22 protein-coding genes are annotated in these 25,248 nt (G+C 65.6%); 13 read left to right on the forward strand and 9 right to left on the reverse strand.

Translation table 11 applies throughout. The annotated features are described in order from the left end of the window. Positions 1 to 96 precede the first annotated feature (96 nt). Entirely contained in the window at positions 97 to 291 is a 195-nt protein-coding gene (locus tag ACQR1X_RS18150) for a hypothetical protein (RefSeq protein ID WP_315799668.1), read from the reverse strand. A 313-nt stretch (positions 292 to 604) separates the two neighbouring features. On the opposite strand from ACQR1X_RS18150, the gene ACQR1X_RS18155 reads away from it, so the two are divergent. Next, the gene (locus ACQR1X_RS18155) at positions 605 to 940 is read left to right on the forward strand and encodes a hypothetical protein (RefSeq protein WP_434899312.1); all 336 of its coding nucleotides are present in this window, start codon (positions 605 to 607) and stop codon (positions 938 to 940) included. A gap of 117 nt (positions 941 to 1,057) precedes the next feature. On the opposite strand, the gene ACQR1X_RS18160 is transcribed toward ACQR1X_RS18155, so the two are convergent. Next, entirely contained in the window at positions 1,058 to 1,690 is a 633-nt protein-coding gene (locus ACQR1X_RS18160) for an RraA family protein (protein WP_434899387.1), read from the reverse strand. Positions 1,691 to 1,820: 130 nt separating this feature from the next. Between ACQR1X_RS18160 and ACQR1X_RS18165 the strand changes: the two genes are divergently transcribed. Both ACQR1X_RS18165 and ACQR1X_RS18170 read left to right on the forward strand, forming a co-directional pair. Further along, on the forward strand, positions 1,821 to 2,720 hold the full coding sequence (locus ACQR1X_RS18165) for a LysR family transcriptional regulator (RefSeq protein WP_434899313.1): 900 nt from the start codon (positions 1,821 to 1,823) through the stop codon (positions 2,718 to 2,720). A gap of 172 nt (positions 2,721 to 2,892) precedes the next feature. Continuing rightward, positions 2,893 to 3,816: an amino acid ABC transporter substrate-binding protein gene (locus tag ACQR1X_RS18170; protein WP_434899314.1), complete on the forward strand. Its 924-nt coding sequence runs from the start codon at positions 2,893 to 2,895 to the stop codon at positions 3,814 to 3,816. Between the two features lie 859 nt (positions 3,817 to 4,675). On the opposite strand, the gene ACQR1X_RS18175 is transcribed toward ACQR1X_RS18170, so the two are convergent. Then, positions 4,676 to 5,764 (reverse strand): COX15/CtaA family protein, encoded by a 1,089-nt coding sequence (locus tag ACQR1X_RS18175; protein WP_434899315.1) that lies wholly within the window; start codon positions 5,762 to 5,764, stop codon positions 4,676 to 4,678. A 102-nt stretch (positions 5,765 to 5,866) separates the two neighbouring features. Between ACQR1X_RS18175 and ACQR1X_RS18180 the strand changes: the two genes are divergently transcribed. Further along, positions 5,867 to 6,085: a DUF2842 domain-containing protein gene (locus ACQR1X_RS18180; RefSeq protein WP_316217837.1), complete on the forward strand. Its 219-nt coding sequence runs from the start codon at positions 5,867 to 5,869 to the stop codon at positions 6,083 to 6,085. On the opposite strand, the gene ACQR1X_RS18185 is transcribed toward ACQR1X_RS18180, so the two are convergent. Further along, positions 6,086 to 7,147 (reverse strand): polysaccharide deacetylase family protein, encoded by a 1,062-nt coding sequence (locus ACQR1X_RS18185; protein WP_434899316.1) that lies wholly within the window; start codon positions 7,145 to 7,147, stop codon positions 6,086 to 6,088. A gap of 275 nt (positions 7,148 to 7,422) precedes the next feature. On the opposite strand from ACQR1X_RS18185, the gene ACQR1X_RS18190 reads away from it, so the two are divergent. Continuing rightward, positions 7,423 to 8,661 carry a GNAT family N-acetyltransferase gene (locus tag ACQR1X_RS18190; protein WP_316237423.1) on the forward strand — a complete coding sequence of 413 codons (1,239 nt, stop codon included), beginning with the start codon at positions 7,423 to 7,425 and terminating at the stop codon, positions 8,659 to 8,661. Here the strand turns inward: ACQR1X_RS18190 and ACQR1X_RS18195 are convergent. Next, entirely contained in the window at positions 8,658 to 10,955 is a 2,298-nt protein-coding gene (locus tag ACQR1X_RS18195) for a GumC family protein (protein ID WP_434899317.1), read from the reverse strand. The genes ACQR1X_RS18190 and ACQR1X_RS18195 overlap by 4 nt on opposite strands. A gap of 364 nt (positions 10,956 to 11,319) precedes the next feature. On the opposite strand from ACQR1X_RS18195, the gene ACQR1X_RS18200 reads away from it, so the two are divergent. The 3 genes from ACQR1X_RS18200 (at position 11,320) to ACQR1X_RS18210 (ending at position 15,462) form a co-directional block, all read left to right on the forward strand. Beyond that, positions 11,320 to 12,453, forward strand: coding sequence for a glycosyltransferase family 4 protein (locus ACQR1X_RS18200; RefSeq protein ID WP_315799658.1), 1,134 nt, complete (start codon positions 11,320 to 11,322; stop codon positions 12,451 to 12,453). Positions 12,454 to 12,606: 153 nt separating this feature from the next. After that, the gene (locus ACQR1X_RS18205; RefSeq protein ID WP_434874434.1) at positions 12,607 to 14,136 is read left to right on the forward strand and encodes an undecaprenyl-phosphate glucose phosphotransferase; all 1,530 of its coding nucleotides are present in this window, start codon (positions 12,607 to 12,609) and stop codon (positions 14,134 to 14,136) included. Positions 14,137 to 14,223: 87 nt separating this feature from the next. Then, complete coding sequence (locus ACQR1X_RS18210; RefSeq protein ID WP_434899318.1) at positions 14,224 to 15,462, forward strand: O-antigen ligase family protein; 1,239 nt, start codon at positions 14,224 to 14,226, stop codon at positions 15,460 to 15,462. A gap of 32 nt (positions 15,463 to 15,494) precedes the next feature. Here ACQR1X_RS18210 and ACQR1X_RS18215 read toward each other — a convergent pair whose 3' ends face one another. Beyond that, positions 15,495 to 16,673 carry a saccharopine dehydrogenase family protein gene (locus ACQR1X_RS18215; RefSeq protein ID WP_434899319.1) on the reverse strand — a complete coding sequence of 393 codons (1,179 nt, stop codon included), beginning with the start codon at positions 16,671 to 16,673 and terminating at the stop codon, positions 15,495 to 15,497. A 125-nt stretch (positions 16,674 to 16,798) separates the two neighbouring features. After that, positions 16,799 to 17,584, reverse strand: coding sequence for a DUF169 domain-containing protein (locus tag ACQR1X_RS18220; RefSeq protein ID WP_316181501.1), 786 nt, complete (start codon positions 17,582 to 17,584; stop codon positions 16,799 to 16,801). Positions 17,585 to 17,770: 186 nt separating this feature from the next. Between ACQR1X_RS18220 and ACQR1X_RS18225 the strand changes: the two genes are divergently transcribed. Then, positions 17,771 to 19,618 carry a tetratricopeptide repeat protein gene (locus ACQR1X_RS18225; RefSeq protein ID WP_434899388.1) on the forward strand — a complete coding sequence of 616 codons (1,848 nt, stop codon included), beginning with the start codon at positions 17,771 to 17,773 and terminating at the stop codon, positions 19,616 to 19,618. Here ACQR1X_RS18225 and ACQR1X_RS18230 read toward each other — a convergent pair. Beyond that, positions 19,615 to 20,403: a YdcF family protein gene (locus tag ACQR1X_RS18230; RefSeq protein ID WP_316181565.1), complete on the reverse strand. Its 789-nt coding sequence runs from the start codon at positions 20,401 to 20,403 to the stop codon at positions 19,615 to 19,617. The two genes, ACQR1X_RS18225 and ACQR1X_RS18230, sit on opposite strands and share 4 nt — an antisense overlap. A 130-nt stretch (positions 20,404 to 20,533) precedes the next feature. On the opposite strand from ACQR1X_RS18230, the gene ACQR1X_RS18235 reads away from it, so the two are divergent. The 3 genes from ACQR1X_RS18235 to ACQR1X_RS18245 all read left to right on the forward strand — a co-directional run bounded on the left by ACQR1X_RS18235 (position 20,534) and on the right by ACQR1X_RS18245 (position 23,242). Then, positions 20,534 to 21,475: an acetamidase/formamidase family protein gene (locus tag ACQR1X_RS18235; RefSeq protein WP_316181504.1), complete on the forward strand. Its 942-nt coding sequence runs from the start codon at positions 20,534 to 20,536 to the stop codon at positions 21,473 to 21,475. Between the two features lie 1,006 nt (positions 21,476 to 22,481). Continuing rightward, positions 22,482 to 22,679, forward strand: coding sequence for a hypothetical protein (locus ACQR1X_RS18240; protein WP_006614936.1), 198 nt, complete (start codon positions 22,482 to 22,484; stop codon positions 22,677 to 22,679). An 86-nt stretch (positions 22,680 to 22,765) separates the two neighbouring features. Continuing rightward, positions 22,766 to 23,242 carry a GcrA family cell cycle regulator gene (locus ACQR1X_RS18245; protein WP_315799652.1) on the forward strand — a complete coding sequence of 159 codons (477 nt, stop codon included), beginning with the start codon at positions 22,766 to 22,768 and terminating at the stop codon, positions 23,240 to 23,242. A 251-nt stretch (positions 23,243 to 23,493) separates the two neighbouring features. Here the strand turns inward: ACQR1X_RS18245 and ACQR1X_RS18250 are convergent, their stop codons facing one another. Next, on the reverse strand, positions 23,494 to 24,462 hold the full coding sequence (locus ACQR1X_RS18250; RefSeq protein ID WP_316181505.1) for an SDR family NAD(P)-dependent oxidoreductase: 969 nt from the start codon (positions 24,460 to 24,462) through the stop codon (positions 23,494 to 23,496). Between the two features lie 224 nt (positions 24,463 to 24,686). On the opposite strand from ACQR1X_RS18250, the gene ACQR1X_RS18255 reads away from it, so the two are divergent. Further along, positions 24,687 to 24,842 (forward strand): hypothetical protein, encoded by a 156-nt coding sequence (locus ACQR1X_RS18255; RefSeq protein WP_315711478.1) that lies wholly within the window; start codon positions 24,687 to 24,689, stop codon positions 24,840 to 24,842. Positions 24,843 to 25,248 lie beyond the last annotated feature (406 nt).

A 25,248-nucleotide genomic window follows, 5' to 3' on the forward strand; every position in this document is an offset into this window, starting at 1 on the left:
GAGCGCGACAGGCCTCCCCTGGCCTTCCGCGCTCTCTTTCGTCCCACGGTCATGCCGTTGCCGGCGTCTCGGACCGCGCCCTCGTTAACTCCGGATCTAGCTCAGCAGCACCAGCAGGCTCGCCTGCGCGGGGCTCGTCAGCGGAAGCGCGGCGGTCGCGATCGACCGGCGCGCCGTCAGCGCCTGGCGACAGGCGGCGACCTCGTCGGCGATGGCAAGATGCGGTTGCGACGCTTCAGTCCTGGACAGCAGCCTGAGACGTGCGGACGCCGACATCACGATGACCGACATGCGCGAACCCTTCTGGTCTGACACTCTGATGGAAATGCAGCAGAGATTTTCATCCCGGACGCAGACAGTGCTGGTTTGCGTCCAGCCGGCCTTCAAAATCGCCGGCACCCGTAACCTTGCACCCGCAGAACTTAACAAAAGCTGAAAAAGCCCGTCCTTCTACGGGTGATTGCAGCCCCGTTCCGCGCGCTGGAAGGTTTTCGTTAACCATACAGGGCCCATCCTGCCGGCCATGGAATCGCTCCGGTGCAGCCAACAGCACCGATGTCGCATGGCATCACGCCGGCCGTCCCGGAGCTGCAAGGAGAGCAGAATGCGAACGTTGGTGATCATGATGCTGCTGGCGGCCATCGCGGCGAATGGCGTCGTGCTCGCAGCCGACCTGCCGGCCGTCCACGACAAGCTCGTCCACTATAAGGCCCGCCGCGCCGTCAAGGCGCCGCCCGCAATCGTCGTCGTCAAGGACCAGGACTCGCTGATCTCCCCAATGTGGCCCTCGACCCCGCTCCTGCTCGGCCGCCAGGAGCTCCCCGGCTATTACGGCCGCGCCTTCTCCTACGACTACCAAGGCCCCTATTACGGCGGCGAGGGCTACACCAACTACATGTTCCGCCTGCCGTATGCTTGTGGCGTGTACGGGTATTGCTGAGCGGGAGAGCGATTCTGTTCGCATGGTTGTCGCCTGGATGAGCGAAGCGACATCCGGGACGACAAGGACGAGGTCCCGCATACCGCCAAGGCTCGTACGGATGACCGCAATAGACGCCTATTTTGCGTAGGCACCGCCATAGCGCCCCGCGCGGATGCTCGCCAGGATTTCGGCTTCACGCTGCTCCTGCGCGCGGGCGGATTCGAGCAGTTCGGACGCGATCGCCGGCGCGAAAGCAACCACTCCGTCGGCGTCGGCAACCACGATATCGCCTGGCGTGACGATCATGCCGCCAATCGACACCGGCACGTTGATCGCACCCGGACCGTTCTTGTAGGGGCCACGGTGATTGACCGCACGCGCGAACACGGGGAAGTCGGAATTCATCAGCACGCCGGAATCCCTGATCGCACCGTCGACGACGATTCCGGCCGCGCCGCGTTCCCTCGCGATGGCGGCGATGATCTCGCCGACCAATGCCCGTGTCTCGTTGCCGCCGCCATTGACGACGAGGACGTCGCCAGGCGTGATGAGATCGAGCGCGCGATGAATGAAGAGGTTGTCTCCCGGTGCCGTATTCACGGTCAGCGCGATCCCGGCCATTGGCGAGCCCGTATAGAATGGCCGCAGATTGGCCGCACCAGCCAACCGTTGCAGATTGTCACTGATCACAGCCGTGGAAACGCTCTTGAACGCGGCGATGACCGCGGCATCGATCGGCGCCCGAGGCTGCGCTTGTCCCTCACCCATTCTCGCTCCCCGTCTTGCACAGTCCAGAGCGTCGCCCGATAGCGACCCGCCTCGGCGGTGTAGGACTCGTCTTGAATTCAGAAAACCGATAAATGGAGATATCAATCCATCTCTTTTTTGAATGCGAAAAATGGTCACCCTGAAGCAGCTAGAAGCTTTGAACTGGATCTCGGAGCTCGGCACGTTCGAACGCGCCGCAGCCAAGCTGAACACGACGCAATCGGCGATCTCGAAGCGCATCCAGGAGCTGGAGGCCTCCGCGCGCGTTCCGCTGTTCGATCGCAGCCAGCGCGGGGCTCGTCTGACCGAACGTGGCGAGCAGATTCTTGCTCTTGGCCGACAGATGTTGGCGTTGCAGGACCAGATCCTAGAGTTGAAGGACGGCCGGCAGTCACCGGCCCGCCGTCTGCGGCTTGGGACGACGGAGCTGTCAGCGCTGACATGGCTGCCGCGTCTGGTTTCGACCATTCGCGAAGCCTATCCGGCGGTGATGATCGAGCCTGAGGTCGAAACCTCCCGAAGCCTCTACGATCGGCTGATCGAGGGCAGCCTCGATCTCGTCGTCATCCCGGACGTCTTCTCTGACCCGGAGGTGACGTCCGTGCGGCTTGCCGAAGTGCAGAACGTGTGGACGGCGCGCCCCGGCCTGGTCAGATCGCGCCGGAACCTCGATTTCGACGAGCTTGGTCATCATACGATTCTGATGCAGGGCCGTCGCTCGGGCTCCGGCCTCTTCGTCAACAAATGGCTCGCGGCCAACGGCGTCTCCTTCAAGCGCGCCATCTCAGTCGACAATCTGACTGCGCTGGTCGGGCTCGCCGTGGCCGGCCTTGGCATCAGCTATCTTCCGCAACGCTGTTTTCGTCCTCTCTTCGAGCAGAAGAAGCTGGTCATCCTGCCCGTCAAGCCGACGCTGCCGGCGGTGCCCTATGCGGCCATGTATCGCAACGACAGACCCTCGGCCTTCACGGCCGCCGTAGCGGATCTGGCGCGCCAGACCTGCGATTTCGGCCGTCAACTCGAAGGTTAGACCGGGCAGGTGAACCCGGCGACGACGCCGGGCGCGGCGATCCATCACCTCCAGGAATGAGAAAGAAGGCGGTTTTATCCCTTTTCATCCAGGCCGTACGCAGCGAGGCTGCATCACCGCTGCGCGGGCAACGCTGCACGCGCGAAGAGGGTTGCTGCGAGGAGAGGCTTTGATGCGCATTTGGGGACTTCTGCTGACGGCAGCGCTCGCTGCAAACGCCGCCGCCGCCGCCGCCGCCGCCGCCGAGGAACTGACGGGCACGCTCCAAAAGGTCAAGGAGACGAACAGGATATCGATCGGCTTCCAGGAATCGTCGGTGCCTTTCAGCTATCTCGACGGCAACCAGAAGCCGGTGGGCTACGCGCTCGACATCTGCGCCCGGATCGCGGATGCGGTCAAAAAGGAGCTAGGGCTTCCTAACCTCACGATCGAAACCGTTCCGGTGACGTCCTCCAATCGCATACCGCTGATGACGAACGGCACGATCGACCTCTTGTGCGCCTCCACCACCAACAACGCCGAGCGCCAGAAACTCGTGGCCTTTGCCAATACGCACTTTCTCAGCGCCACACGCTTTGCGGCCAAGAAGTCGCTCTCGCTCCAGACGATCGACGACCTGAAAGGAAAGACGGCCGTCGCGATTGCTGGATCGACCAACATCGCACAGCTGAACAAGGTCAATGTTGAACGCAAGCTCGGCATCAACATCGTCCCGGCCAAGGACCAGGCCGAGGCGTTCCTGATGCTGGAGACCGACCGGGCCCAGGCCTATGTGCTCGATGACGTCCAGCTCGCGGTCGCCATCGCGCGGTCGAAGGACCCGGCGGCGTTCATGATCAGCAACGACGCATTCTCCAAGCCCGAACCCTTCGGCATCATGCTGCGCAAGGACGATGCGCCGTTCAAGGCCATCGCCGATCGTGTCACGGCCGAGCTCTATCAGAGCCCCGCCATCGAGACGCTCTACAAGAAGTGGTTTGAATCACCGGTGCCGCCGACCGGAATCAACTTCAACTACCAGATGCCCGCCTCTTTACGAGCGGCGTTCAAGTCGCCCAGCAGCAGTCCCGACCCGGACGCGTATGCGCCCGATTGAAGCTCGCGATATCCGTGCCAACAGCAACGGCGGAGACTGGCCTCATCCGCCGCGGTCGCCTGCGACAGACGACCATCGGATATTGCCAAAATCAGCGGCGACGGCGCTCCTGACGGCAGATTGTCTTGCGGCTCCTCGCAACGTCACCCTTGCCAACTTCGGCAAATCAGCATATTCTGGCTTTGTTCCTGTCCAGCCGAGGGGCGCTTCCGGATCGTCCAGTTGCGTAGGGCAGGAATGCGGTGGACGTGGCGGGCCGTGCGTGGACGAAAGTCTGCGCGGACGAGCGGTCGGTCATGGACGGCGAAATCGCGTGGTCCTGGCGCCCCGGTGCTGGCGCCAAGTCTCGTGTCGGTGCTTTCAGCATCGCGCGAGGTGACGGGGGCAAGACAGCCGGTCCCCGGGGAGATCGCGTATAAGCGTTAAAACCATCGCGCGGGGAAGGCCGGGTGTTTCCAGGCCGTACCTGTGGTGACCGCCGCGTGCTTTTTTCTTTGCACGCGGGCCATGGGTGCCGGCCAGGCATCCGGCCTTCCCCGCGCCCTCGCGTTTTTCGGGGGTGAGTTGATCGGCATAGCTCGGCGCGCAAGCGCGCGAGGATGAGAGTTCATGTCTTCACGGTCCTGCACGCGATGAGTGGAATGGCTTGCCCGGATCTCTCCACGCGTCATTCCGGGGCGCCCGCAGGGCGAGCCTGGAATGACCACGGAGATTGGCGCGTGAGCGCAGCACGATGGCGGACGACGAAAGTCACAAATGTCTCCACGTCATTGCGAGGCGTAGCGACGACGCAATCCAGGATCGTAGGCCGGACTTCGGATTGCTTCGCTCGCAATGAAGGAGAAGAGGCCGTGCGCCTCTACCCCACCTGCCCCGCAGCGACCGCCGCCTGCGGCACGGCAACCGCCGCCACACGCCGCGGCGACAGGCGTTCGGCCTGCATCACGGCGAGCGTCAGCACGATGATGGCCGTGCCCTGATGCAGCAGCGCCAGCGAGATCGGCACCAGCGCCAGCAAGGTGAGAATGCCCAGCACCGCCTGCACCAGGATCGCCGCCAGCAGCCGGTGCGCGCCGCGCACGACGTTGCGGCCGGCGCCCGCGCGCATCACGTCGAAGGCGTGCCACGCCGCCAGCGCCAGCAGCGTGTAGGCGGTCATGCGATGCATGAACTGCACCGTCAGATCGTTCTCGAACAGATTGATCCACCACGGCGAATGGATCCACAGATTGGCCGCCTTCGGGATCAGGCCGCCGTCGATTTCCGGCCAGGTGTTGTAGACGAGGCCGGCGCGCAGGCCCGCGACCAGCGCCCCGAGATAGAGCTGCACGAAGGTGATTCCGACCAGCACCCAGGCCGTCAGCCGCAGCCGCGCCGGCACTTCGGCCTCCTCGCGCGGCGCGAGCCGCCGCAGGGTCCAGACGATCGACGCGTAGATCAGCAGCGCCAGCGCGAGATGCGTCGCCAGCCGGACCGGCGCCACCTCGGTGCGCTCGGTGAGGCCCGATGCCACCATCCACCAGCCGACCGCGCCCTGCAGCGCGCCGAGGCCGAAGATCAGCCACAGCCTGCGGCCGAGCGGCCCGGAGACCGCGCCACGCCACAGGAACCACAGGAACGGCAGCAGATAGACCATGCCGATGACGCGGCCGAGCAACCGATGGCTCCATTCCCACCAGAAGATGGTCTTGAACTCGTGCAGGGTCATGCCGGCGTTCATCTGCCGGTACTGGGGAATGGTCTTGTAGGCTTCGAAGGCGTCGCTCCAGGCCTGCTCGGACAGCGGCGGCAGGGTGCCCGTGACCGGCTTCCATTCGACGATCGACAGCCCGGATTCGGTCAGCCGCGTCGCCCCGCCGACCAGCACCATCAGCGCGATCAGGCCGGCCACGACGAGAAGCCAGATGCGGATCGCAGCGAGATCGCGGGTAGCGGGAACCGTGGTCATGGACGTTGAACGCTCGATTGAACCGGGGCTGACAGGCCCTTATAATCCCGGGGAAATCGCGCGCAAGCCGCGCCGCCCCCAGCCGAGGCTGACAATCCCGTCATGACGATCCGCACCCGCAAACTGATCGGCGCCGTCGCGCTGCTCCTGCTCGCCTTCGCCTGGTCGATGATGGGCATGGTGATGGCGCAATTTCCCCTGATCGCCAATTCCGGCTGGCTGCAGGCGGTGTATTACGTCGTCGTCGGCATGGGCTGGGTGCTGCCGGCGATGCCGATCGTCAGTTGGATGCTGCGCCCCGATCGGGAGCAGCAGGGCTGATCAGCCGAGATCGAGCTTCGACGGCTGCGCGACTTTCTCCCGCGGCAGGGTCACCCCGGCCATCAGCACCTTCAGGGCGCGCAGCGAGCGTGAGCGGCCGTCCCAGGCGATGCGCGGCAGCATGTGCAGATGGGTGCGGCCCTCGCTCTGCACGACGCCTGACATCGCCGAGGCCGCGCTGACGAAACCCGCCTGCTCCGCGAGCACGACATCGCTGCGGCGGAACGAGGAGCGGTCGCCGAACGGATACGCCATGTGCCGGACCGGGCGGCGCAGCGCCGTCTCCAGCACCGCCCTGCCCATCGTGATCTCGCGCTGGGCGTCGGCATCCCTGAGATTGGCGAGCACGGGATAATGCACGGTGGCACTGCCGATCGTGACGTTGGGGTCGGCGGCGAGCCGGGCGATGTCGGCCCAGTCCATCGCGGACTCGCGGCTCAGCGCGGTGAGATCGACCGAGTGGCGCGAGCAGAGGTCGCGGATCGCGATCGACAACTCGGCTGGCGGCAGCTTGCGCAGCCACGCCGAAAGATACGCGAACAGCTCGTATTTTTCCGCCGGCGTAAACACGTTGAAGCGCTGCTCACGATGATCGATCACGAGGCTGATGCGGGCCTCGCGCGCGATCACGGCCTCCAGCGCCAGCCACCAGGCTTCGCCGAGCCCGTCAGGAAAGGCCGAGGGCACGTAGACGGTGAACGGCACGCCGTGGTGCGCCAGCACCGGATAGGCGTGCGTGATCAGGTCCTTCGCGGCGCCGTCGAAGCTCAGGCAGGCGAAGCGACGGCTGTCGGGCAGCCGGACCGACCGGCCGCAGGCCTCGTCGAGCGAGACGATCTCGTAGCCCCAGCGCTTCAGCGCCCGGATCACCTTGTCGAGGAAGACGGGCGTGATCTCCGCGCATGTCAGCGGCTGGAACGCGCCCTTGCGCCGCGGCCGCACCCGCTCGAACCGCAGTACGGCACCGGCGCCGGCCGCGGCTCGCGAGGCGAGCAGCGTGCGACCGCTGAAATAGGCCAGCTCGAGCCGGGCGCTGCGCAGCCACCTGTTGTCCGACGACAATTCCCGCGCCCCTTCCGAAAATCCCACTTGAAACCAGACCGTCTGCGCCCACCTGATGCGGACAGACCATGGCGCGATCGCGTCATGATCACCGCCATCCGATGATAGCGATCATCCGCCGTCAAGATCGCGTGGCCGCTGCCGATTTGAACAGGTCTTTGTTTGCGTCATTCCCGATTTGGGACGAAGTCATTGCCATTACCCTTTGTTGAGACTTCTTTGCGAGGGTCTCCCGACGTCAAGCAACAAAATTCCACGACAACGCGAGCTGCGCGATGACCATGGCCGCCGTGATCGAGAGCCGGACGGCGCAGGCGCCCGCGCGGCGGCTGCCGTCGGGGCTCGCGCGGGTCGACATCGTGTCCGATCTGGCGGCCGCCGAGCCGGTCTGGCGCGCGCTCGAAGATCCCGCCCATGTCTCGACGCCTTACCAGCGCTTCGACCTGCTCGGCGCATGGCAGCGCGACGTCGGCGCACGCGAGCATGCGACGCCGTTCATCGTCATCGGGCGTGATGCCGAGCAACGTCCGCTGCTGCTGTTGCCTTTGACGTTGCGGCACGCTTGCGGCATGCGCATCGCCAGCTTCATGGGCGGCAAGCATACGACCTTCAACATGCCACTGATGGATGGCGAATTCGCCGCGCGCGCCGGCGCCGGCGATCTCGACGTCCTGCTCGCAGGGCTGCGCGACCGCGGCGGTGTCGACGTGCTCGCCTTGACGCAGCAGCCGCAGCGCTGGGGCGATGTCGCCAATCCGCTGGCGCAATGGCCGCACCAGCCGTCGGTGAACGACTGCCCGGTGCTGCTGATGCCGCCGGGCGCCGCGCCGACGGCGCTGCTGTCGAATTCATTCCGCAAGCGGCTCAAGAGCAAGGAAAAGAAGCTGCAGGCGCTGCCCGGCTATCGCTACATGGTCGCGGGCAGCGACGCCGAGATTGCCGAGCTGCTCGACTGGTTCTTCCGCACCAAGCCGATCCGCATGGCCGAGCAGAAGCTTCCGAACGTGTTCGCGGAAGCAGGTGTCGAGGCCTTCGTGCGCAGCGCCTGCATGGCCAAGCTCGGCTGCGGACATCGCGCCATCGATATCCATGCGCTGCGCTGCGATGCCGAGATCATCGCGCTGTTTGCCGGCGTCGCCGACGGGGCGCGCTTCTCGATGATGTTCAACACCTATACGCTATCGGAGAATGCGCGCTGGAGCCCCGGGCTGATCCTGATGCGCTCGATCATCGATCACTACGCGCAACAGGATTTTCGCGCCCTCGATCTCGGCATCGGATCGGACGACTACAAGCGGATGTTCTGCAAGGACGACGAGCCGATCTTCGACAGCTTCATGCCGTTGACCGCGCGGGGCCGCGTTGCCGCAACGACGATGGCTGCGGTCAGCCGGGCCAAGCATGCCGTCAAGCACAGCCCTGCCCTGCTCCGTCTGGCGCAGCGCCTGCGCGGCGCGCTGCAATCGCGTGGCGGCGTCGCCAAGGCCAACGAGAACGAGAAGGCTGAAGACTAGGCGGCGACGCCGCGCGGCCCCGGCTGGTTGCGGTTCGCGCCTCCGCCCGGTGCCTTCAGCATCGTCACGGCGCCAAAGCCGACCTCGCGCAGCTGATCGCTCATCTGGCTGCGCGCCTCGGCAGCCATGTTGGGATCGGGCACGACGACGGCGCGCGCGCCCGCGGTCAACAGCTCGGCCGGCAGGTCGGAGGCGTTGCCGGCGTCGAGCAGGACGTGGTCGTAGACCCGCAGCAGCGCGTCGATCGCAAGCGCGAGCCGCGGCGATTGCAGTTGGCTGCGGTCCGCGCCCGGGCGGCCGGCGTTGACGATGTGCAGCCGCGAGGTCTGGTCCTTGGTGATGATGGACGCGAACGACGCCTCGCCCAGCATCAGCTCGATCAGGCCGGGCGCGGCCGGATCGACCGAGACGCCTGCAAGCAATTGCGGGCTGCCGGCGAGGTCGACCAGCACCACGCGCGCCTGCGCCGCCATGGTGCGGGCGATCGCGAGCGCGGTGGACGTGACGGCATCGCCGCCGGCCGTGCCGAGCACGGTGACCTTGCGGGCGCCCTCGCCCGCGGCGAGCAGATCGGATGCGAGCTGCTCGAGCTCGTTCATCGGCGCTGGCTTGATCGGCTCGGCCGACGGCGCCTCGACCGCCTGCATGGCCGTGACGGGCGGCGGTACGAAAGCCGGATGCGTGGCCTCAACCGGCGCCGGCGTCGAAGGTGGTGCAACGGCCGGCGATGCGGAAACCGTCCGCGGGGCGATCATCGGCTCGACCCGCGCCGCGAGCACCATGACGTCGGCCATGCTGCCCATGGCCGGGGCGGTGGGGCCCGCCGCGCGCGGCGCCGTGAGGCGCAGCAGCTCTCCGGTGATGACCACGCCTGAGGTCAGCATCAGGGTCGCCAGCGTCGCGATCAGCACGATCGGCAGCTTCTTCGGATAGGCCGGCGTATTCGACACCACCGCCCGCGAGATGATCCGTCCATCCGCCGGCGGCGTGTCGAGCGTTTCGCGGGTGTTCGCCTCGCGGTATTTGGCGAGATACGATTCCAGCAGGTCGCGCTGCGATTTGGCATCGCGCTCCAGCGCCCTCAGCTGGACATCGAGGCCATTGGTGGAGGTGGCCTGCTTCTTGGCCTGCTCGAGGCTCTGGCTCAGCATCTGCACCCGCCCGTCGGCGATGCGCGCGTCGCTGTCGAGCGAGCGGGAGATCTTGCCGGCCTCGTCGCGGATCTGGCGATCGAGATCAGCCAGTTGCGCCTTCAATTCCTTGATGCGCGGATGATTGTCGAGCAGCGTCGACGACTGCTCGGCGAGCTGCGCACGCAGGCTCACGCGCTGCTCCGACAAGCGTCGCATCAGTTCCGAATTGAGCACCTCGGATGCCTCGATCGGCTGGCCGCTCTGCAGCATCTCGCGGATCAGCCGCGCCTTGGTCTCGGCGTCCGATTTCAAGGCGCGGGCGTTGTTGAGCTGGGTGTTGACCTCGCCCATCTGCTGGTTGGACAGCGAGGTGTTGTTGGTCCCCATGAACGAATTCGACTTGGCGCGGAACTCCTCGACCCGCGATTCCGCCTCCTCGACCTTCTTGCGCAGCCCCTGGATCTCCCCGGCCAGCCACTGGCTGGCCGACTTCGCCTGCGCCTGGCGGGCGTTCTGCTGAACCACGAGATAGCCGTCCGCGATCGAATTCGCGACCTGTGCCGCGAGCGCCGGATCCTGCGACTGGAACTCGACGACGAGGACGCGCGATTTGTCGACGGCGTAGACCGTCAGGCGCTCGTAATAGGCATCCATGACGCGCTCGTCCGGCGTCATGGCAAGCGGATCCTTCACGAGCCCGACCATCGCCAAGACCGACTTCAGCGGCGACACGCCGCGCAGGACTGGATCGAACTCGGGCAGCTCACCAAGCTTGTTCTTCCTGATGATGTCGCGCGCCAGATCGCGCGACAGCACCAGTTGCACCTGGCTGGTGACCGCCTCGGGATCGAGTGCAGTTCGCTCCTCGGTACGCTCGCCGTTCGGCCGCACGAACACGTTTTCGCGGCCGTCTATCAGGATCCGCGCTTCGGACTTGTAGCGCGGCGTGATCATGTTGACCGCGGTGATCGACAGAACGAGAGCGAGTAGCGTCGGCAAAAGAATGAAGCCGCGCTTTCGTGCCAAGGCGCGGCCGACCAGCCGGAGATCGAGATCGCCGGCCGGGCCCGGCTCGGCCGACGATGGCGAGCCAGTCACGGGTCGGACGGAAGCTCCGTCAACCTGTGTCGTCTTGCCGGCACGCCAGAACGCCAACCGCATCATCCACTCCCGCGAGACCTACGCCACGCCGCTACCATACGTGGTACAATTACACTCCATTAAGGTTGCTGACGGGTTAACCGGAGCGCCTGCAACCTCGCCCTATCGAACAATCGTCATCCTTCGCCATATGCTGCTCGCTACAAGTAGGCTTGCGCCAGATCGTCACAATGTTGGAGCGAGCTCGCCCGGCAGCGACGACAAGTGAGACTTTGTTAACCATCAAGCCTCTATCGAGGTTGGAGCTATCAATATTCAGCGACGAGAGGCGCCCGTGCTTCCTCTATCCGCCAGTCGTGAGATGAGCACCCGCGGCGGAGCCTGGCGAAACCACGCGCAACCCGATGGCGCGGGCGAGTTCGACATGGCACCGTCGCAGACCAAACCTCTCAAAATCCTTCACGCCGTCAGAGCTCCCGTCGGCGGCATCTTTCGGCACATCCTTGACCTTGCCAACGGTCAAGTGGATCACGGGCATGACGTCGGCATCATTGCGGACAGCCTGACCGGCGGCGAACGCGCCGATGCCGCGCTGGCCCAGATCGCGCCCCGCCTGACACTCGGCGTGCACCGCATTCCCATTCACCGGGAGCCTTGGCCGAGCGACATTCTGGCACTCAGCCGGTTCCATCGCCTCTCCCGCGCGCTCGCCCCCGACGTGCTGCATGGCCACGGCGCGAAGGCCGGCGCGTTCGTCCGCCTGCTGCCGCATCGGCCAGGAACGATCCGTATCTACACGCCTCACGGCGGCTCGCTGCACTACCCGCTCGACACGCTCAAAGGCGCGCTGTACGGGCGGCTTGAACGTGCGCTGATGAACCGGACGGACCTCTTCCTGTTCGAGAGCGCCTTCGCCCGCGATACCTATGAGCGCATGATCGGCCATCCCAGGGGATTGGTGAATTGCGTCTTCAACGGCGTCACTGCAGGCGAATTCGACCCGGTCACGCCGGCCCAGGACCAGACCGACCTGGCCTATGTCGGCGAATTCCGGCACATCAAGGGCACGGATCTGCTGATCGACGCCGTCGCGCTGTTGCGCTCCCGTGGCCGGCCGCTGACGCTGACGTTGGGCGGCGACGGCGAAGAGATGTCGAAGCTCAAGGCTCAGGTCGAACGCCTCGGTCTTACGGCCGCGGTGCGCTTCATCGGCCATGTGAAGGCGCGCGACGGATTTTCCAAGGGAAGCCTGCTCGTCGTTCCCTCGCGTGGCGATTCCATGCCTTATGTCGTGATCGAAGCGGGTGCCGCCGGGGTTCCGATGATCGCGGCCAGAGTCGGCGGCATTCCGGAAATCTTCGGACCGCATAACGACGCGCTGTTCATGCCGGGCAATGCGACCGCGCTGGCCGACGCAATTGCAGCCGCACTGGACGATCCGGCCACCGCGCAGCTCCGCGCCAAGGCGCTGCGCGAGCGCGTCTTCCAGCATTTCTCGCAGAAGGCGATGGTCGAGGGCGTGCTCGACAGCTACCGCGAGGCGTTTACCAAGACCTGACGTCATTTACCATCGCTAACCGTTTCTTCCGATTTGGCCCGTAATCCCGCCGGTAGGGAATTTCCCCCGGCGCTATCAGCGCTTACATGACCACAAATACTAACAAACATAATCCGGGCTTGTACGACTGTGGAACCGATCAACGCTCGCTCGATGTTGGATGCTGCTGCGGCCGCGGCCGCATCCACGGCCGCGGCAGGCAAGCCGGCCGTTGAACGCCGTCGTCGCCTGTCGCCGGCGGCCCTGGCGGTCGCCAATCAGAAGGTTCACCGCGCCTATTCTCCGATCGTCCTCGCCGGCATCGTCCGCATCACCGATTTCGTGCTGTTGAGTGTCGTCGGTAGCGCCGTCTATTTCGGCTACGTGGTTCCGCTCAGCGGCTTCCATTGGGAGTATCTCGTTGCCATCGTCGGCCTCGCCGTGAGCGCGGTGGTGTGCTTCCAGGCCGCCGACATCTACCAGATCCAGGTCTTCCGCGCCCAGGTGAGGCAGATGACTCGGATGATCTCGTCCTACTGCTTCGTGTTCCTGCTGTTCATCGGACTGTCCTTCTTCGCCAAGATCGGCAGCGAAGTTTCCCGTCTCTGGCTCGCCGCGTTCTTCTTCGTGGGACTCGGCGCGTTGATCGCGAGCCGCGTCGTACTGCGCAACCTGATCCGCAGCTGGGCCCGACAAGGGCGCCTCGATCGACGGACCATCATCGTCGGCTCCGACCAGAGCGGCGAAGATCTGGTACGTGCGCTGAAGGCGCAGGACGACTCCGAGATCGAGATCCTCGGCGTGTTCGACGACCGCAACGACTCCCGTTCGCTCGAGACCTGTGCCGGCGCGCCGAAGCTCGGCAAGGTCGATGATATCGTGGAGTTCGCGCGCCGAACCCGCGTCGACCTCGTGCTGTTCGCGCTGCCGATCTCGGCGGAGACCCGCATCCTCGACATGCTGAAGAAGCTGTGGGTGCTGCCGGTCGACATCCGCCTCTCGGCCCATACCAACAAATTGCGTTTTCGCCCGCGCTCCTATTCCTATCTCGGTGCGGTCCCGACGCTCGACGTGTTCGAGGCGCCGATCACCGACTGGGATCTGGTGATGAAGATGCTGTTTGACCGATTGGTCGGCGGCCTCATCCTGCTGCTCGCACTGCCGGTGATGGCGCTGGTCGCGCTCGCGATCAAGCTCGACAGCCCGGGACCGGTGCTGTTCCGGCAGAAGCGGTTCGGCTTCAACAACGAGCGCATCGACGTGTTCAAGTTCCGGTCGCTCTATCACCACCAGGCTGATCCCACGGCGTCCAAGGTCGTCACCAAGAACGATCCGCGCGTGACCCGCGTCGGCCGCTTCATCCGCAAGACCAGCCTCGATGAACTGCCGCAGCTGTTCAACGTGGTGTTCAAGGGCAACCTGTCGCTGGTCGGCCCGCGGCCCCACGCGGTTCAGGGCAAGCTGCAGAACCGGATGTTCGACGAGGCCGTCGACGGCTATTTCGCGCGCCACCGCGTGAAGCCCGGCATCACCGGATGGGCGCAGATCAACGGCTGGCGCGGCGAGATCGACAACCAGGAGAAGATCCAGAAGCGAGTCGAGTTCGACCTCTACTACATCGAGAACTGGTCCGTGCTGTTCGACCTCTACATCCTGCTCAAGACGCCGCTGGCGTTGATGACCAAGAGCGAGAACGCTTATTGATTGCGGGGATCCGGAGCGGGCGCAGGCCCTCTCCGCGCGTGTGTCCGGCCGATCCCGCCCTGCGTTGCGTATGAGTGTGAGTTCGCGATGGCCATGACGGCGGCAGCCGGAGAGTTCGCATCCAGGCCGATGGCCCCTCCGGGCGTCGTCGCCCTGCAGCGCGCGTTGGTCTGGCTGGTCGGCGCGTCCGGCGCTATCGTCTTTATCGAACCCAGCCCTTACGAGCTCGTGACACTCGCGTCCGCAGCAGTGTTCATTGCGACTGGCATGAGGCTGCGTCTCGTGTTCGTCCCGCTGCTGCTGCTGCTCGTCCTGGTCAATTTGGGCTACACGATCAGCGCCATACCGCTGCTCGACGATTCCAAGATCTCGACCTGGATCGCCACCTCCTGGTACATGGCGTTCACGGCGATCTTCATCGCCATGCTCGTATCGGACGACACCGAAGCGCGGCTCGACATGCTCCGGCGCGGCCTCGTGATGGGCGGCGCGATCGCGGCCCTTGCAGGTGTCGCCGGCTACTTCCATCTGGTGCCGGGCGGTTACGATCTCCTCACCTTGTATGGCCGCGCGCGTGGTACGTTCAAGGACCCGAACGTTCTCGGCGCATTCCTGATCCTGCCGGCGCTGCTGGCGCTGCAGAATGTCGTCACCGCCCGCTTCGCAGCGACGCTGCGCGCCAGCTTCGCCCTCGGCGTGATGGCGCTCGCCATCCTGCTCGCCTTCTCGCGCGCGGCCTGGGGCGGCCTCGTTCTCACGGCGGCCTTCATGCTGGCGCTGATGGTACTGACCAGCACCTCGCCCCGCGAGCGCTCCCGCATCATCGTCATGACGCTCGCGGCTGCCGTGGCCGGCCTAGTCCTGATCGGCGTACTGCTCTCGATCGATTCCATCGCCGACATGTTCAAGCAGCGGGCGAGCTTCGACCAGAGCTACGACGAAGGCCGGTTCGGCCGGTTCGGCCGCCACATCCTCGGCGCCGACATGGCGCTCGACCTGCCGTTCGGGATCGGGCCGCTGCAATTCCACAACTACTTCCCCGAGGACACCCACAACTCCTATCTGAACGCCTTCATGTCGGGCGGCTGGCTGTCCGGCATCTGCTATCCTGCGCTGGTCTTCACCACCGTCGTCCTCGGCTTCCGCTATCTGCTCGTGCGCGTGCCCTGGCAGCGCACCTACATCGCAATCTTCGCAGCCTTCCTCGGCACCGTCGGCGAAAGCTTCATCATCGATACCGATCACTGGCGGCACTTCTTCCTGATGCTCGGCACGATGTGGGGCATGATCGCCGCCACCCGCGCCCACCAGGTCGACGCGGGCTGATCCGCAGGGATCGGTCCGCACATCGCAGCCTCCTAGTCCTCCACCGCGAACGTCAGGCCGGCATGGTCGACCAGCCGCTTGATCAGGCTGTCCTGGAGCGCCGCGCCCGGAGTCCAGAAACCGCCCTTCACGCCAGCTCCGTCGCGCAACAGGCCGACGGCACATTCGCTGATCATCTTCGAGGTCGAGCCGTAGCCGGGGTCGCGGTTGCCCTTCACGGAGGCGCGGACCTGGCGGCCGTCGGGGGCGATCGCGACGAAGAGAAGATTGTAGTAGCCGTTCTCGCGCTCTTCCTTCGACGGCCCCTCGCCCGGCTTCGGCGCGTTCGGTCCGGTCTTCTCGGCATTGGCGGCCATCACCTTCTTGGCGTTGGCCTCGCCCTTCTCGCCCGGACCGGTCAGCACCATCTCGTCATAGACGAAGTCCTGGCCGTACGGGAAACCCATCAGCATGTTGGAGCGGTGGACGTTGCGGGTGTTGATCAGCGCCATCATGAACGGCGCCGTCCAGGACTGCAGATCCTCCTCATAGACGGGCTTGTTGCCTGACGGCTGCTTCGGCCCCTTGAAGCCGGGCGTCAGGGCGAACGCGTCCTTGAGGATCGCTACCAGGCTCAGATCCTTGGCGACCGCATCGAATGTCGCCTTGGCGCTGGCCGCCGTCCCGCCCGACAAGGTCCCGCTCATGCCACGGACGCGGCCCTTCACGCGCGCGACCGGCGCGCCGAGCACGCGTCTCGCCTGCTGCTGCACGAAGTAGACGCCGAGCTCGAACGGTACGGAATCGAAGCCGCAGGAGAACACGATGCGCGCGCCGCTCTTCTCGGCGGTCGCCTGATGCTTGTCGATCATCTGCCGCATCCACACCGGCTCGCCACAGAGATCGACGTAGTCGGTGCCGGTTTCGGCGCAGGCGGCGACGAGCTCGTTGCCGTAGAGCTGATACGGACCGACGGTGGTCAGCACGAGCTTCGTCTGCGCCACCATCGCCTGCAGCGACGCCGGATCGGAGGCGTCGGCGGCAATGAGAGGCGTGTCGGTGGGCGCGCCGATCTCGTCCCGCACGGAAGCGAGCTTGTCCAGGCTCCGGCCGGCCATCGCCCAGTGCAGCGAGGCGTCGCCGCGATATTGCGTGGCGAGATATTCAGCCACGAGCTTGCCCGTGAAGCCGGTGGCGCCGTAGACGACGAGATCGAATTTCGATGAGGTCATTGGTGTTCCCTGGAGATCAGCTGCAAATCAGTTGCTCCGTCATTGCGAGCGAAGCGAAGCAATCCAGGGCTGCGGACAGGACTCTGGATTGCTTCGCTTCGCTCGCAATGACGGCGGATGTGGTTCTATTTCTTTCCATAAGACACGCTCATGCCGGCGCGGACGTCGTTCTGAATGCCGTAAGGGGCGATCGGGTAGCGCAAGCCATTCCTGGCGAGCTGCTTCATGCCGGCGATCGCCTTGGCGAGATCGGACGGCTTCAGCGCCATCAGCATCTCCTCGTCCGGCACGCCGCCATAGCGGCGCTCGGCGAAGCAGGGCAGCGACAGGCTCGGCTCGCCGGTCTTCAGCGCGCGGCCCCAGGAATCGGCGCAGGCGGTCTCGCCGACGACGCCCCATTCGAACTTCTTGTAGCCGACATATTGCAGGCCGTTGATCAGGATGATCATCTGTCCCGGCGTCGCATAGACGAGGCAGATGTCCGGCGGATCCAGCCGGCCGCTCGCCAGCGGGCTCACGGCCATCGCCTGGTAGCGGCCGAACGGCACCACGTCGAGCGCCTCCTGCCGCTTGCGCGCATCCTCCGCCGTGCCGTGCCAGACGCCGACATAGTTCGCGCCGTCGAGCCAGGCCTCGTCCTGCGGGCCGAGCCCGATCACCGCGCGGCACTGCGCGCCGACCAGATCATCTCCGGTGATGCCGACGGTCCAGCCGAGCCGCGACGCCATGCTGACGATCTGGTCGGTGGTGTGCACCGCGTTGGGACGGCGGATCTTCTCGATCGCTTCCATGTCCTCGACGCGGGCGAACATCTTGATGCCGATCACGGTCGTCTTCAGCCGCAGCAGGCTGTTGAGATCGGCGACCATGGCCGCCAGGTCCAGCCTGTCTGCCGCGTTCGGCTGTTGCATGTGGCGTTCCCTCCCTGCCGCACCGGGCGTCCGCGCCGCGTGTGGTTCGGCTTCGGGCGGCTTGTTAGACCGTCGCACCTGATGATGCCAGTATTTCCGCCGTCCGGGCTCACCCGCCATACCGTGATCCTTCTCGATATCGCGGGAATCACTTATGAATTTTCGATCCTCGGACAGGACCAGACGATGACCCGCAGCGACCGGAAGGAAGGCGCCGAGAGCGCAACGGCCGGCCCCGGCGGAACGCCCGCGCTGTCGCCCGCCGCGCTCTACGAGGCGGGACTGCATCACCTCGGCGGAGGACGTCTGCTCGATGCCCAGATGTGCTGCGAGCAGGCGCTGGCCGCCGACCCGACCCATGCCGACAGCCTTGCGCTGATGGGCATTATTGCGCTGCAAACCGGTCAGCACGACCATGCCGTGGCGTGGTTCTCGCGCGCGATCCGGCAGACGCCGAAGATCGACTATCTCACCAGCCTGGGCTTCACCCTGAAGCAGATGGGCCGGCTCGACGACGCCCTCGCGGTGTTCGACAAGGCGATCCAGCTCAAGCCCGACGACGCCGAGCTGTGGAAGCACATGGGCGGCGTACTGCTGGCGCTCGACCGCGGCGCCGAGGCGCTGCTGAGCTATCAGCACGCGCTGACGATCGATCCCGTGCACCGTGAGGCCGCGTTCCAGAGCGGCCTGCTGCTGCATCAGCAGCAGCGCTACGAGGAAGCCGCCCAGGCCTTCACGATCTGCCTGACGCAGCAGCCGGGCGACCTGCAGTCGCTGCAGATGCGCGCCCGCTGCCTGCGCGGGTTGAAGCGCTACGACGACTACCTGGCGGATTGCGAACGCGCGCAGGCGCTGGCGCCGACCGATGTGCTGACCTGCAACAATCTCGGTGACGCCCTCGTCTGCCTGCGCCGGATCGACGAGGCGCTGGTCTGGTTCGACAAGGCATTGGCGCTGCGGCCGGGCTTTGTCGACGTGCTGCACAACAAGGGCTTCGCGCTGCTGCAAGCGCTGCGTTTCGAGGAGGCGGCCGCGGTCTACCGCGAGATCCTCGCGATCGAGCCCAGCAACGCCAAGGCGGCCTGGCAGCTTGCCCATGTCGAGCTGCAATGTGGCGACTACGCCGCTGGCTGGGCACGGCGCGAAGCGCGCTGGAACATGCCGGATTTCTCGCCCGAATATCCGCGCTTTGCGGAGCCGAAATGGCTGGGCAAAGAGGATATCGCCGGGAAGACCGTCCTGATCGAGGAGGACGAGGGTTTCGGCGACACCATCCAGTTCGCGCGCTACCTGCCGATGCTCGCCGCGCGCGGCGCCAGGGTGATCCTGGTGGTCCGCGAGGCGCTGCGGCCGCTGCTGGCCGGTGTCGAAGGCGTGTCGCAATGTCTTGCGTACGCGCCGGAGCTGCAGCGACCCGCCTTCGACATGCATTGCCCGGTGATGAGCCTGCCGCTCGCTTTCGGCACCACGCTCGCCACCATCCCGCCCGCTGGCTATCTGCCGCCGCTCCCGGCCGAGCGCATCGCGGCCTGGGAGCAGCGGCTGGGGTCGCATGACCGGCTGCGCGTCGGGCTGGTCTGGTCCGGCAACCCGCACCAGGGCAATGACCGCAACCGCTCGATGCCGCTGTCGACCTTGCTGCCGCTGCTCGATGTCGACGCTGATTTCATCAGCCTGCAAAAGGAGCTGCGGCCCGCGGACAGGACGATGCTGGCGCAGCAGAGCGGCATCCGCGACCTCACCGCCGAGCTGACCGACTTCGTCGAGACGGCCGCCCTGATCTCCTGCCTCGACGTCGTCGTCACCGTCTGCACCAGCGTCGCGCATCTCGCCGCGACGCTCGGACGGCCGACCTGGATCATGCTGCCCTACCTGGCCGACTGGCGCTGGCTCAGGGATCGCGACGACAGCCCGTGGTATCCGAGCGCGCGCCTGTTCCGGCAGGATTCGAGCTGTCGCTACGAGCCGGTCGTCGCGCGCGTGCGCGGCGAGCTGGCAGCGAAAGCGGCGGGCTTCGGCACAACAACCGCCTAGGCCGGCCCGGGAAACAGATCGTCGATGCGGCCGCGGAGGCGGTAGGCCACGAGCCCGACCCATTCGCGCACGGCGATGTCGGCGCGGCGCAGGCCGAGCAGCGAGATGCCGTCGAAATCCAGCACGCGGCCGACGCGCCAGTCCACCGGATAGGGCTCGACCGGAAAGCCCGCTTTTCGGAACAGCCCGACCGAGCGCGGCATGTGATACGCGGAGGTCACCAGCAGCCAGCGTTCGCCCGGCTTCGGGGAGATCATCGCCTTGGAGAAGATCGCATTCTCGTAGGTGTTGCGCGACTGCCGCTCCAGCAGCAGCCGCTCCCTGGGCACGCCGAGGCTGAGCAGGATCTCGGCGCCGACATCGGCCTCCTTGGCCTCGGTCGCGATCAGATTGGCGCTGCCGCCGGTGAACAGGATGCGTGCAGTCGGGTAGCGCCGCGCCAGCGCGGCCGCCTGGATCACCCGGTCCGCGCCCGCCACCGTCACCGGCATGCCGTACATTGCCGACAGATCGGAATCGACCGGACCGCCGAGCACGATGATGCCGTCCGGCGCACCGTTCGCCGGATCCCATTTCGGAAACCGGCTCTCCAGCGGATACAGCATCAGGCTGCCGAGCGGCGTCAGGCCGACGATCGCCAGTAGCAGCATGGCCGAGACGACCAGCCTGCGCCCCAGCACGGCAAACCGGGTCAGCATCAGGATGGCACCGAGCAGGCCCAGCGCGATCATGAAATTGGTCGGCAGTGCCAGCAGGCCGAGCGTCTTCGACAGCACAAAGAACATTGCGAGCTCCGGCGCGGGGTGAAGTGCCACGGCCGCCCTCATACACGACAGCCGCCATGCGTTGCCATCTCTCTGCGAACGCCATGTGATGCGCTATGCTCAGGCTCGAACCGGCAATAACGAGAGCATCATGGCCCACCATCATCTGCACGCCAGCCCCGAGACCTGCCATTGGGGCTTCTTCGAATCCCGGCTGAAGCCGGTGCTCACGGTTGACAGCGGTGACGAGGTCACGATCGATTCGATCAGCGGCGGACCCGACGTGGTGCCGGATACCAGCAAGTTCCACGTGCCGCCGGAGCTGTTCGACGTCCACGCCCGCAGCGAGCGCATGGTGCCCGGCCACATCCTGACCGGGCCGATCGCGGTCAACGGCGCCGAAATCGGCGACGTGCTCGAGGTCGACATTCTCGACGTCCAGCTGCGCCAGGACTGGGGCTATAATTTCATCCGCCCGCTGGCCGGCACCCTGCCCGACGATTTCCACGAGAGCCGGCTGATGAACATCCCGCTCGACAAGGAACGGATGGTCGGCAAGCTGCCGTGGGGGCTCGAGCTGCCGCTGGCGCCGTTCTTCGGCGTGATGGGTGTGGCGCCGCCGCCCGCCTGGGGCCGCATCACCTCGCTGATCCCGCGCGCGATGGGCGGCAATCTCGACAACAAGGAGCTCGGTGCCGGCGCCAAGCTGTATCTGCCGGTGTTCGTGCCGGGCGCGCTGTTCTCCTGCGGCGACGGCCATGGCGTGCAGGGCGACGGCGAGGTCTGCGTCACGGCGATCGAGACCGCGCTGCAGGGCCGCTTCCGCCTCACCGTGCGCAAGGATCTCAAGTTCGACTATCCACGCGCCGAGACCGCCACGCACTACATGACGATGGCGATGGACCCCGATCTCGACCAATGCGCGGTGCGGGCACTGCGCGACATGATCGTGCTGCTCGGCGAGAAGCGCAACCTGTCGCGCGAGGACGCCTACACGCTGTGCAGCCTCGCCGCCGACCTGCGGGTGACCCAGACCGTCAACGGCTCCAAGGGCATTCATTGCATGATCGCGAAGGCCGTCGTGCACGGGTGAGGTTTGTGTCGGGCACGCTGGCGCGGCTCGCCCCGCTGCCGTCGCCCGGCTCGACCGGGCGACCCATTATCCAGAGGCAGGCGTAAGTCCTCGACAGGCCGCGGCGTACTGGATCCCCCGCGTTCGCGGGGATGACGACCGAATTTGAAGTGCAACCCTCGTTCACTCCAAGAGACACGATCTATCATCCTCGCGCGCCGCTCGCGCCGAGTCATGCCATCATCTCACCCTCTCAAAAGTCGGAGGGCGCAGGGAAGGCCAGGCGCCGGCTGGCGCCTGCGGCCCGCCTGCGAGAAAAATGCAGGCGGCAGGTACCACAGGTGCAGCCGAGAACGCCCGGCCTTCCCTGCGCGATGGTGTTCACGCTTATACGCAGTCTGCCTGGTGCGCCGGGCTTGTTGGCCACCATTGCCCGCGCGGCGCGCAAGCGCCGTCGCGAACGTGACACCAGCGTCGGGGTGTCAGCACGCTGCGACTTCACGTCCGCGCCGAGCCGTTCGTCCGCGCATCCTCGCGGATACGCTGCGGCTCCATCGCGGCCATCGCTCCCCGCCTCGCGTGTCGTGACGATCGCGCGCAACGCCCCTTCCGAGTGAGGCGGGATGGCGGCACTAAAGCACAGTTTCCGGAAAAGCGAAAGTGTTATTTCTGGAATGACGAATTTTCTCGCACCGACCGGAAAAGCCGCGAGCGACCGTCCGCCTCTTCAGCCGACAATTCCGCCAGGGCTCCCCGATCAGGTGCCCCGCGGCACGGCGGCGGTTGAAGAAACCATCGGACACCGCGGCCCACGCGAATCTTCCCGGCCCGTGCTTCCCGTACCATTCCGGGCCCGGACTCGCCGAGCGGGCGGAGAGTCACCGCCGCGACCAGCCCGATTCGTCATATTTCCATAAAATTCAATATCTTAACCAGTTATCCCCAAGCCGCTGTACAACCAATCCGATTCCTAATAGAGTCTAAAAAGTTACTTTTCTGTACATCGGTTACGGACTAGCTTTTAGGCATGGCGACGGAAAAAGCCGAAACTGACCGCATCCCCGTAACCCTAGCCCTGGCAACCATCGGCTATCTCGAAAAGCTCGTGAAACAGGGAACCCACGGCACCAGCGTTCCGGGTGTCTGCAGAACGTTGATTGAAGAAGGCATCCGGCTCGCCATCAAGGATGGGCTGCTGTCGATTCGCGACAACGGACGGGCGTAAGCTAGGGACACGCAGCGCGGACAACAGTTTCGGTGCAGCCGTCGGCCAGGACGATCCAGGACGGATCAAACTTGGAAGCGACAACAATGCCCGCCGAACGACAGACACTCCCCACCTGGACCGAGGAACGGCTCCAGGCCCTGAAGCAGCACTTTGAGGCCGGGCTGACCTGCCGAGAGATCGCCGCCGAGCTCGGCGTCAGCCGCAACGCCGTGATCGGCAAGATCTCCCGCCTGGCGCTGACGCGCGACAATGGCGGCGACACCAGGCGCGTGGTTCGCGCCGAGACGACACGCGATGGCGCCCGCCGTCCCGTGCCGAAGCTGCGCCGCCGCATCCTGCGCGCGGTCCAGAACGATCCGCCGCCGATCGTTGTCGAGGAGCCGGTCGGCACGGTCGAGAACGGCTGCTCGCTGTTCGAACTCTCCAAGGAGCGCTGCCGCTGGCCGATCTCCACCCCCGGCGCCGACGATTTCTGCTTCTGCGGCTCCAAGCCGATCGAGGGCCTGCCCTATTGCCCGAGCCACACGCGGATGGCGTACCGGGTGGCGTCGTCGAGGTAAAACTCAGCGGCCGACTAATTAGTTGAAAGTCGTGTCTCGCCGCACGGACGGTGCACCCTCTCCCCTTGTGGGAGAGGGTGGATTCGATGCGTAGCATCGAATCCGGGTGAGGGGTCTCTCTCCATACGGGCGGCGATTCTGTGGATACAACCCCTCACCCAAGTGAGCACGACGCTGATATCAGCGTAGCCCTCTCCCACAAGGGGAGAGGGCGCAATCACTGGCACCGTCGAGGCGTGCGTACGCCAACCCTACCCCAGCTTCCAGCCCGCCTCCTGCGCGAAGCGCTGGAAGAACTCCGGCTCGTAGGCCTGCTCCGGCGACTGCCGGACGCGCATGTCGAGCAGCTTGGCGTCCTCGCCGACGAGGATGCGCCACTGGTCGGCCTTGACGCCGTCGAGGATGATCTTCGCGGCCTGCGCCGCCGTCGTCGGCGCGTCTTCGAGGAAGCTGCGGGCGCGCTCGCGGGCGGCGGCCTGGATGTCCTGGTCGCTCATGGCGGAGACATCGATGCCCATGCCCTTCATGCGCTGGCGCGCTAGCCCGATCTCGGTCTCGCTGAGCTCGTCGGACTCGGTGCCGCTCTGCACCTTGCGCGAGTTCGACACGATCGAGGTGCCGATATGGCCGGGCATCACGACCGAGCATTTGATGTGCGGCGCGTTGAGGCGGAGGTCGTTGATCAGCGCTTCGGTAAATCCCTTCACCGCGAACTTTGCGGCGCTGTAGGCGGTGTGCGAAACACCCATGCCGACCGAGGCCCAGAAGCCGTTGACGCTCGAGGTGTTGACGATATGAGCCTCGTCCGCCTTCAGCAGCATCGGCAGGAAGGTGCGGACGCCGAGATAGACGCCGCCCCAGCAGATGTTGAAGGTGCGCTCCCATTGCTCTCTTGAATTGGTGAACAGGCTGCCGCCGCCGCCGATGCCGGCATTGTTGAACAGCAGCTGGATCTTGTCGGTGGCCTGCTGCTCGGCGAGCTCATCGCGAAAACGCTGGAGCTGCGCCTCGATCGAGACGTCGGCGACATGGGTGGTGACGCGCAGGCCCTGCGGCAGCTTCTCGGCCTCGCACAGCCGCTTGGTTTCGGCCATCGCCTCGGTCGAGACGTCGCACATGGCGACGTTGCAGCCTTCGGCGACGAGCTGGCGCGCGAGCTCGCGGCCCATGCCCGTGCCGCCCCCGGTGATCACGGCGATCCTGCCGGCGAAATCCTTCATCGGATGATCTTCCTTCCCTGCTGCGGGACGGCCATGCCGCCCCGGCGACTGCTCGTTCTCTTCGTGGAACGCGTTTGCGAGCTTAGGACGTTTCGCCGGCCTGACCAGAGGGGATGTCGGAGATTTGCGTTGCAGCGCATGCAACGAAGATTTCAGCTTGGGGTTGAACCTTCTCGAGGGGCGTCCGACTTATTCCATGGGGAGGCAGGCTCGAGGAGGTTCGCATGGCGTACCAACAGGGGCACTGGCAGGACGAAGGCTGGCGCGACACGATGGTCGATCCCGCGGGATCGGACGACGGCGCCTATGTGACGGGGTGGACGATCAGCGGGCTCGCCGTGATCGGCACCATCGTCGCGGTCTGGCTGCTCGGGATCTGAGAGCGGCGCGACGAATTCTCATGCAATAGGACGCCATGCAAAGCGTGGCCTCTGAGCCCTGCTGCGTTCTGCGCTCTCATCCGTCATTGCGAGCGCAGCGCAGCAATCCAGCGCTGTGGACGGGACACTGGATTGCTTCGTCGCTGCGCTCCTCGCAATGACGTGGAGAGAGCCGACTGTTTCCCAGAGAGCCTGGCGCCTCCCCCAAGACGTCGGCATTCACGCCCGGGATCTGACCGCCGCGCTTCGCGAAGGCGCGCGGCTGACCGTCTGGGGGTCCCGCCCGGCCGAACTCATTGCATACAATTGCAGTCGATTGATCAATTAATAGGCTAATGATTGCCGTGTCACGCTACTGCCCAGTTTGCAGTCAGCCACAAAACACAAACACTTCAGTGACTTAGCT

Source organism: Bradyrhizobium sp. HKCCYLRH3073, from assembly GCF_051167995.1.
In the GTDB taxonomy this organism is placed as follows: Bacteria; Pseudomonadota; Alphaproteobacteria; order Rhizobiales; family Xanthobacteraceae; genus Bradyrhizobium.

Bases quoted from the DNA above. Each gene is read 5' to 3' on its own strand.
- ACQR1X_RS18180 (WP_316217837.1), top strand. From the start codon at position 5,867: ATGACGATCCGCACCCGCAAACTGATCGGCGCCGTCGCGCTGCTCCTG.
- ACQR1X_RS18215 (WP_434899319.1), bottom strand. From the start codon at position 16,673: ATGACCTCATCGAAATTCGATCTCGTCGTCTACGGCGCCACCGGCTTC.
- ACQR1X_RS18200 (WP_315799658.1), top strand. From the start codon at position 11,320: ATGGCACCGTCGCAGACCAAACCTCTCAAAATCCTTCACGCCGTCAGA.
- ACQR1X_RS18225 (WP_434899388.1), top strand. From the start codon at position 17,771: ATGACCCGCAGCGACCGGAAGGAAGGCGCCGAGAGCGCAACGGCCGGC.
- ACQR1X_RS18245 (WP_315799652.1), top strand. From the start codon at position 22,766: ATGCCCGCCGAACGACAGACACTCCCCACCTGGACCGAGGAACGGCTC.
- ACQR1X_RS18175 (WP_434899315.1), bottom strand. From the start codon at position 5,764: ATGACCACGGTTCCCGCTACCCGCGATCTCGCTGCGATCCGCATCTGG.
- ACQR1X_RS18150 (WP_315799668.1), bottom strand. From the start codon at position 291: ATGTCGGTCATCGTGATGTCGGCGTCCGCACGTCTCAGGCTGCTGTCC.
- ACQR1X_RS18210 (WP_434899318.1), top strand. From the start codon at position 14,224: ATGGCCATGACGGCGGCAGCCGGAGAGTTCGCATCCAGGCCGATGGCC.
- ACQR1X_RS18165 (WP_434899313.1), top strand. From the start codon at position 1,821: ATGGTCACCCTGAAGCAGCTAGAAGCTTTGAACTGGATCTCGGAGCTC.
- ACQR1X_RS18170 (WP_434899314.1), top strand. From the start codon at position 2,893: ATGCGCATTTGGGGACTTCTGCTGACGGCAGCGCTCGCTGCAAACGCC.
- ACQR1X_RS18160 (WP_434899387.1), bottom strand. From the start codon at position 1,690: ATGGGTGAGGGACAAGCGCAGCCTCGGGCGCCGATCGATGCCGCGGTC.
- ACQR1X_RS18250 (WP_316181505.1), bottom strand. From the start codon at position 24,462: ATGAAGGATTTCGCCGGCAGGATCGCCGTGATCACCGGGGGCGGCACG.
- ACQR1X_RS18220 (WP_316181501.1), bottom strand. From the start codon at position 17,584: ATGCAACAGCCGAACGCGGCAGACAGGCTGGACCTGGCGGCCATGGTC.
- ACQR1X_RS18235 (WP_316181504.1), top strand. From the start codon at position 20,534: ATGGCCCACCATCATCTGCACGCCAGCCCCGAGACCTGCCATTGGGGC.
- ACQR1X_RS18230 (WP_316181565.1), bottom strand. From the start codon at position 20,403: ATGTTCTTTGTGCTGTCGAAGACGCTCGGCCTGCTGGCACTGCCGACC.
- ACQR1X_RS18195 (WP_434899317.1), bottom strand. From the start codon at position 10,955: ATGCGGTTGGCGTTCTGGCGTGCCGGCAAGACGACACAGGTTGACGGA.
- ACQR1X_RS18255 (WP_315711478.1), top strand. From the start codon at position 24,687: ATGGCGTACCAACAGGGGCACTGGCAGGACGAAGGCTGGCGCGACACG.
- ACQR1X_RS18240 (WP_006614936.1), top strand. From the start codon at position 22,482: ATGGCGACGGAAAAAGCCGAAACTGACCGCATCCCCGTAACCCTAGCC.
- ACQR1X_RS18205 (WP_434874434.1), top strand. From the start codon at position 12,607: ATGTTGGATGCTGCTGCGGCCGCGGCCGCATCCACGGCCGCGGCAGGC.
- ACQR1X_RS18190 (WP_316237423.1), top strand. From the start codon at position 7,423: ATGACCATGGCCGCCGTGATCGAGAGCCGGACGGCGCAGGCGCCCGCG.
- ACQR1X_RS18155 (WP_434899312.1), top strand. From the start codon at position 605: ATGCGAACGTTGGTGATCATGATGCTGCTGGCGGCCATCGCGGCGAAT.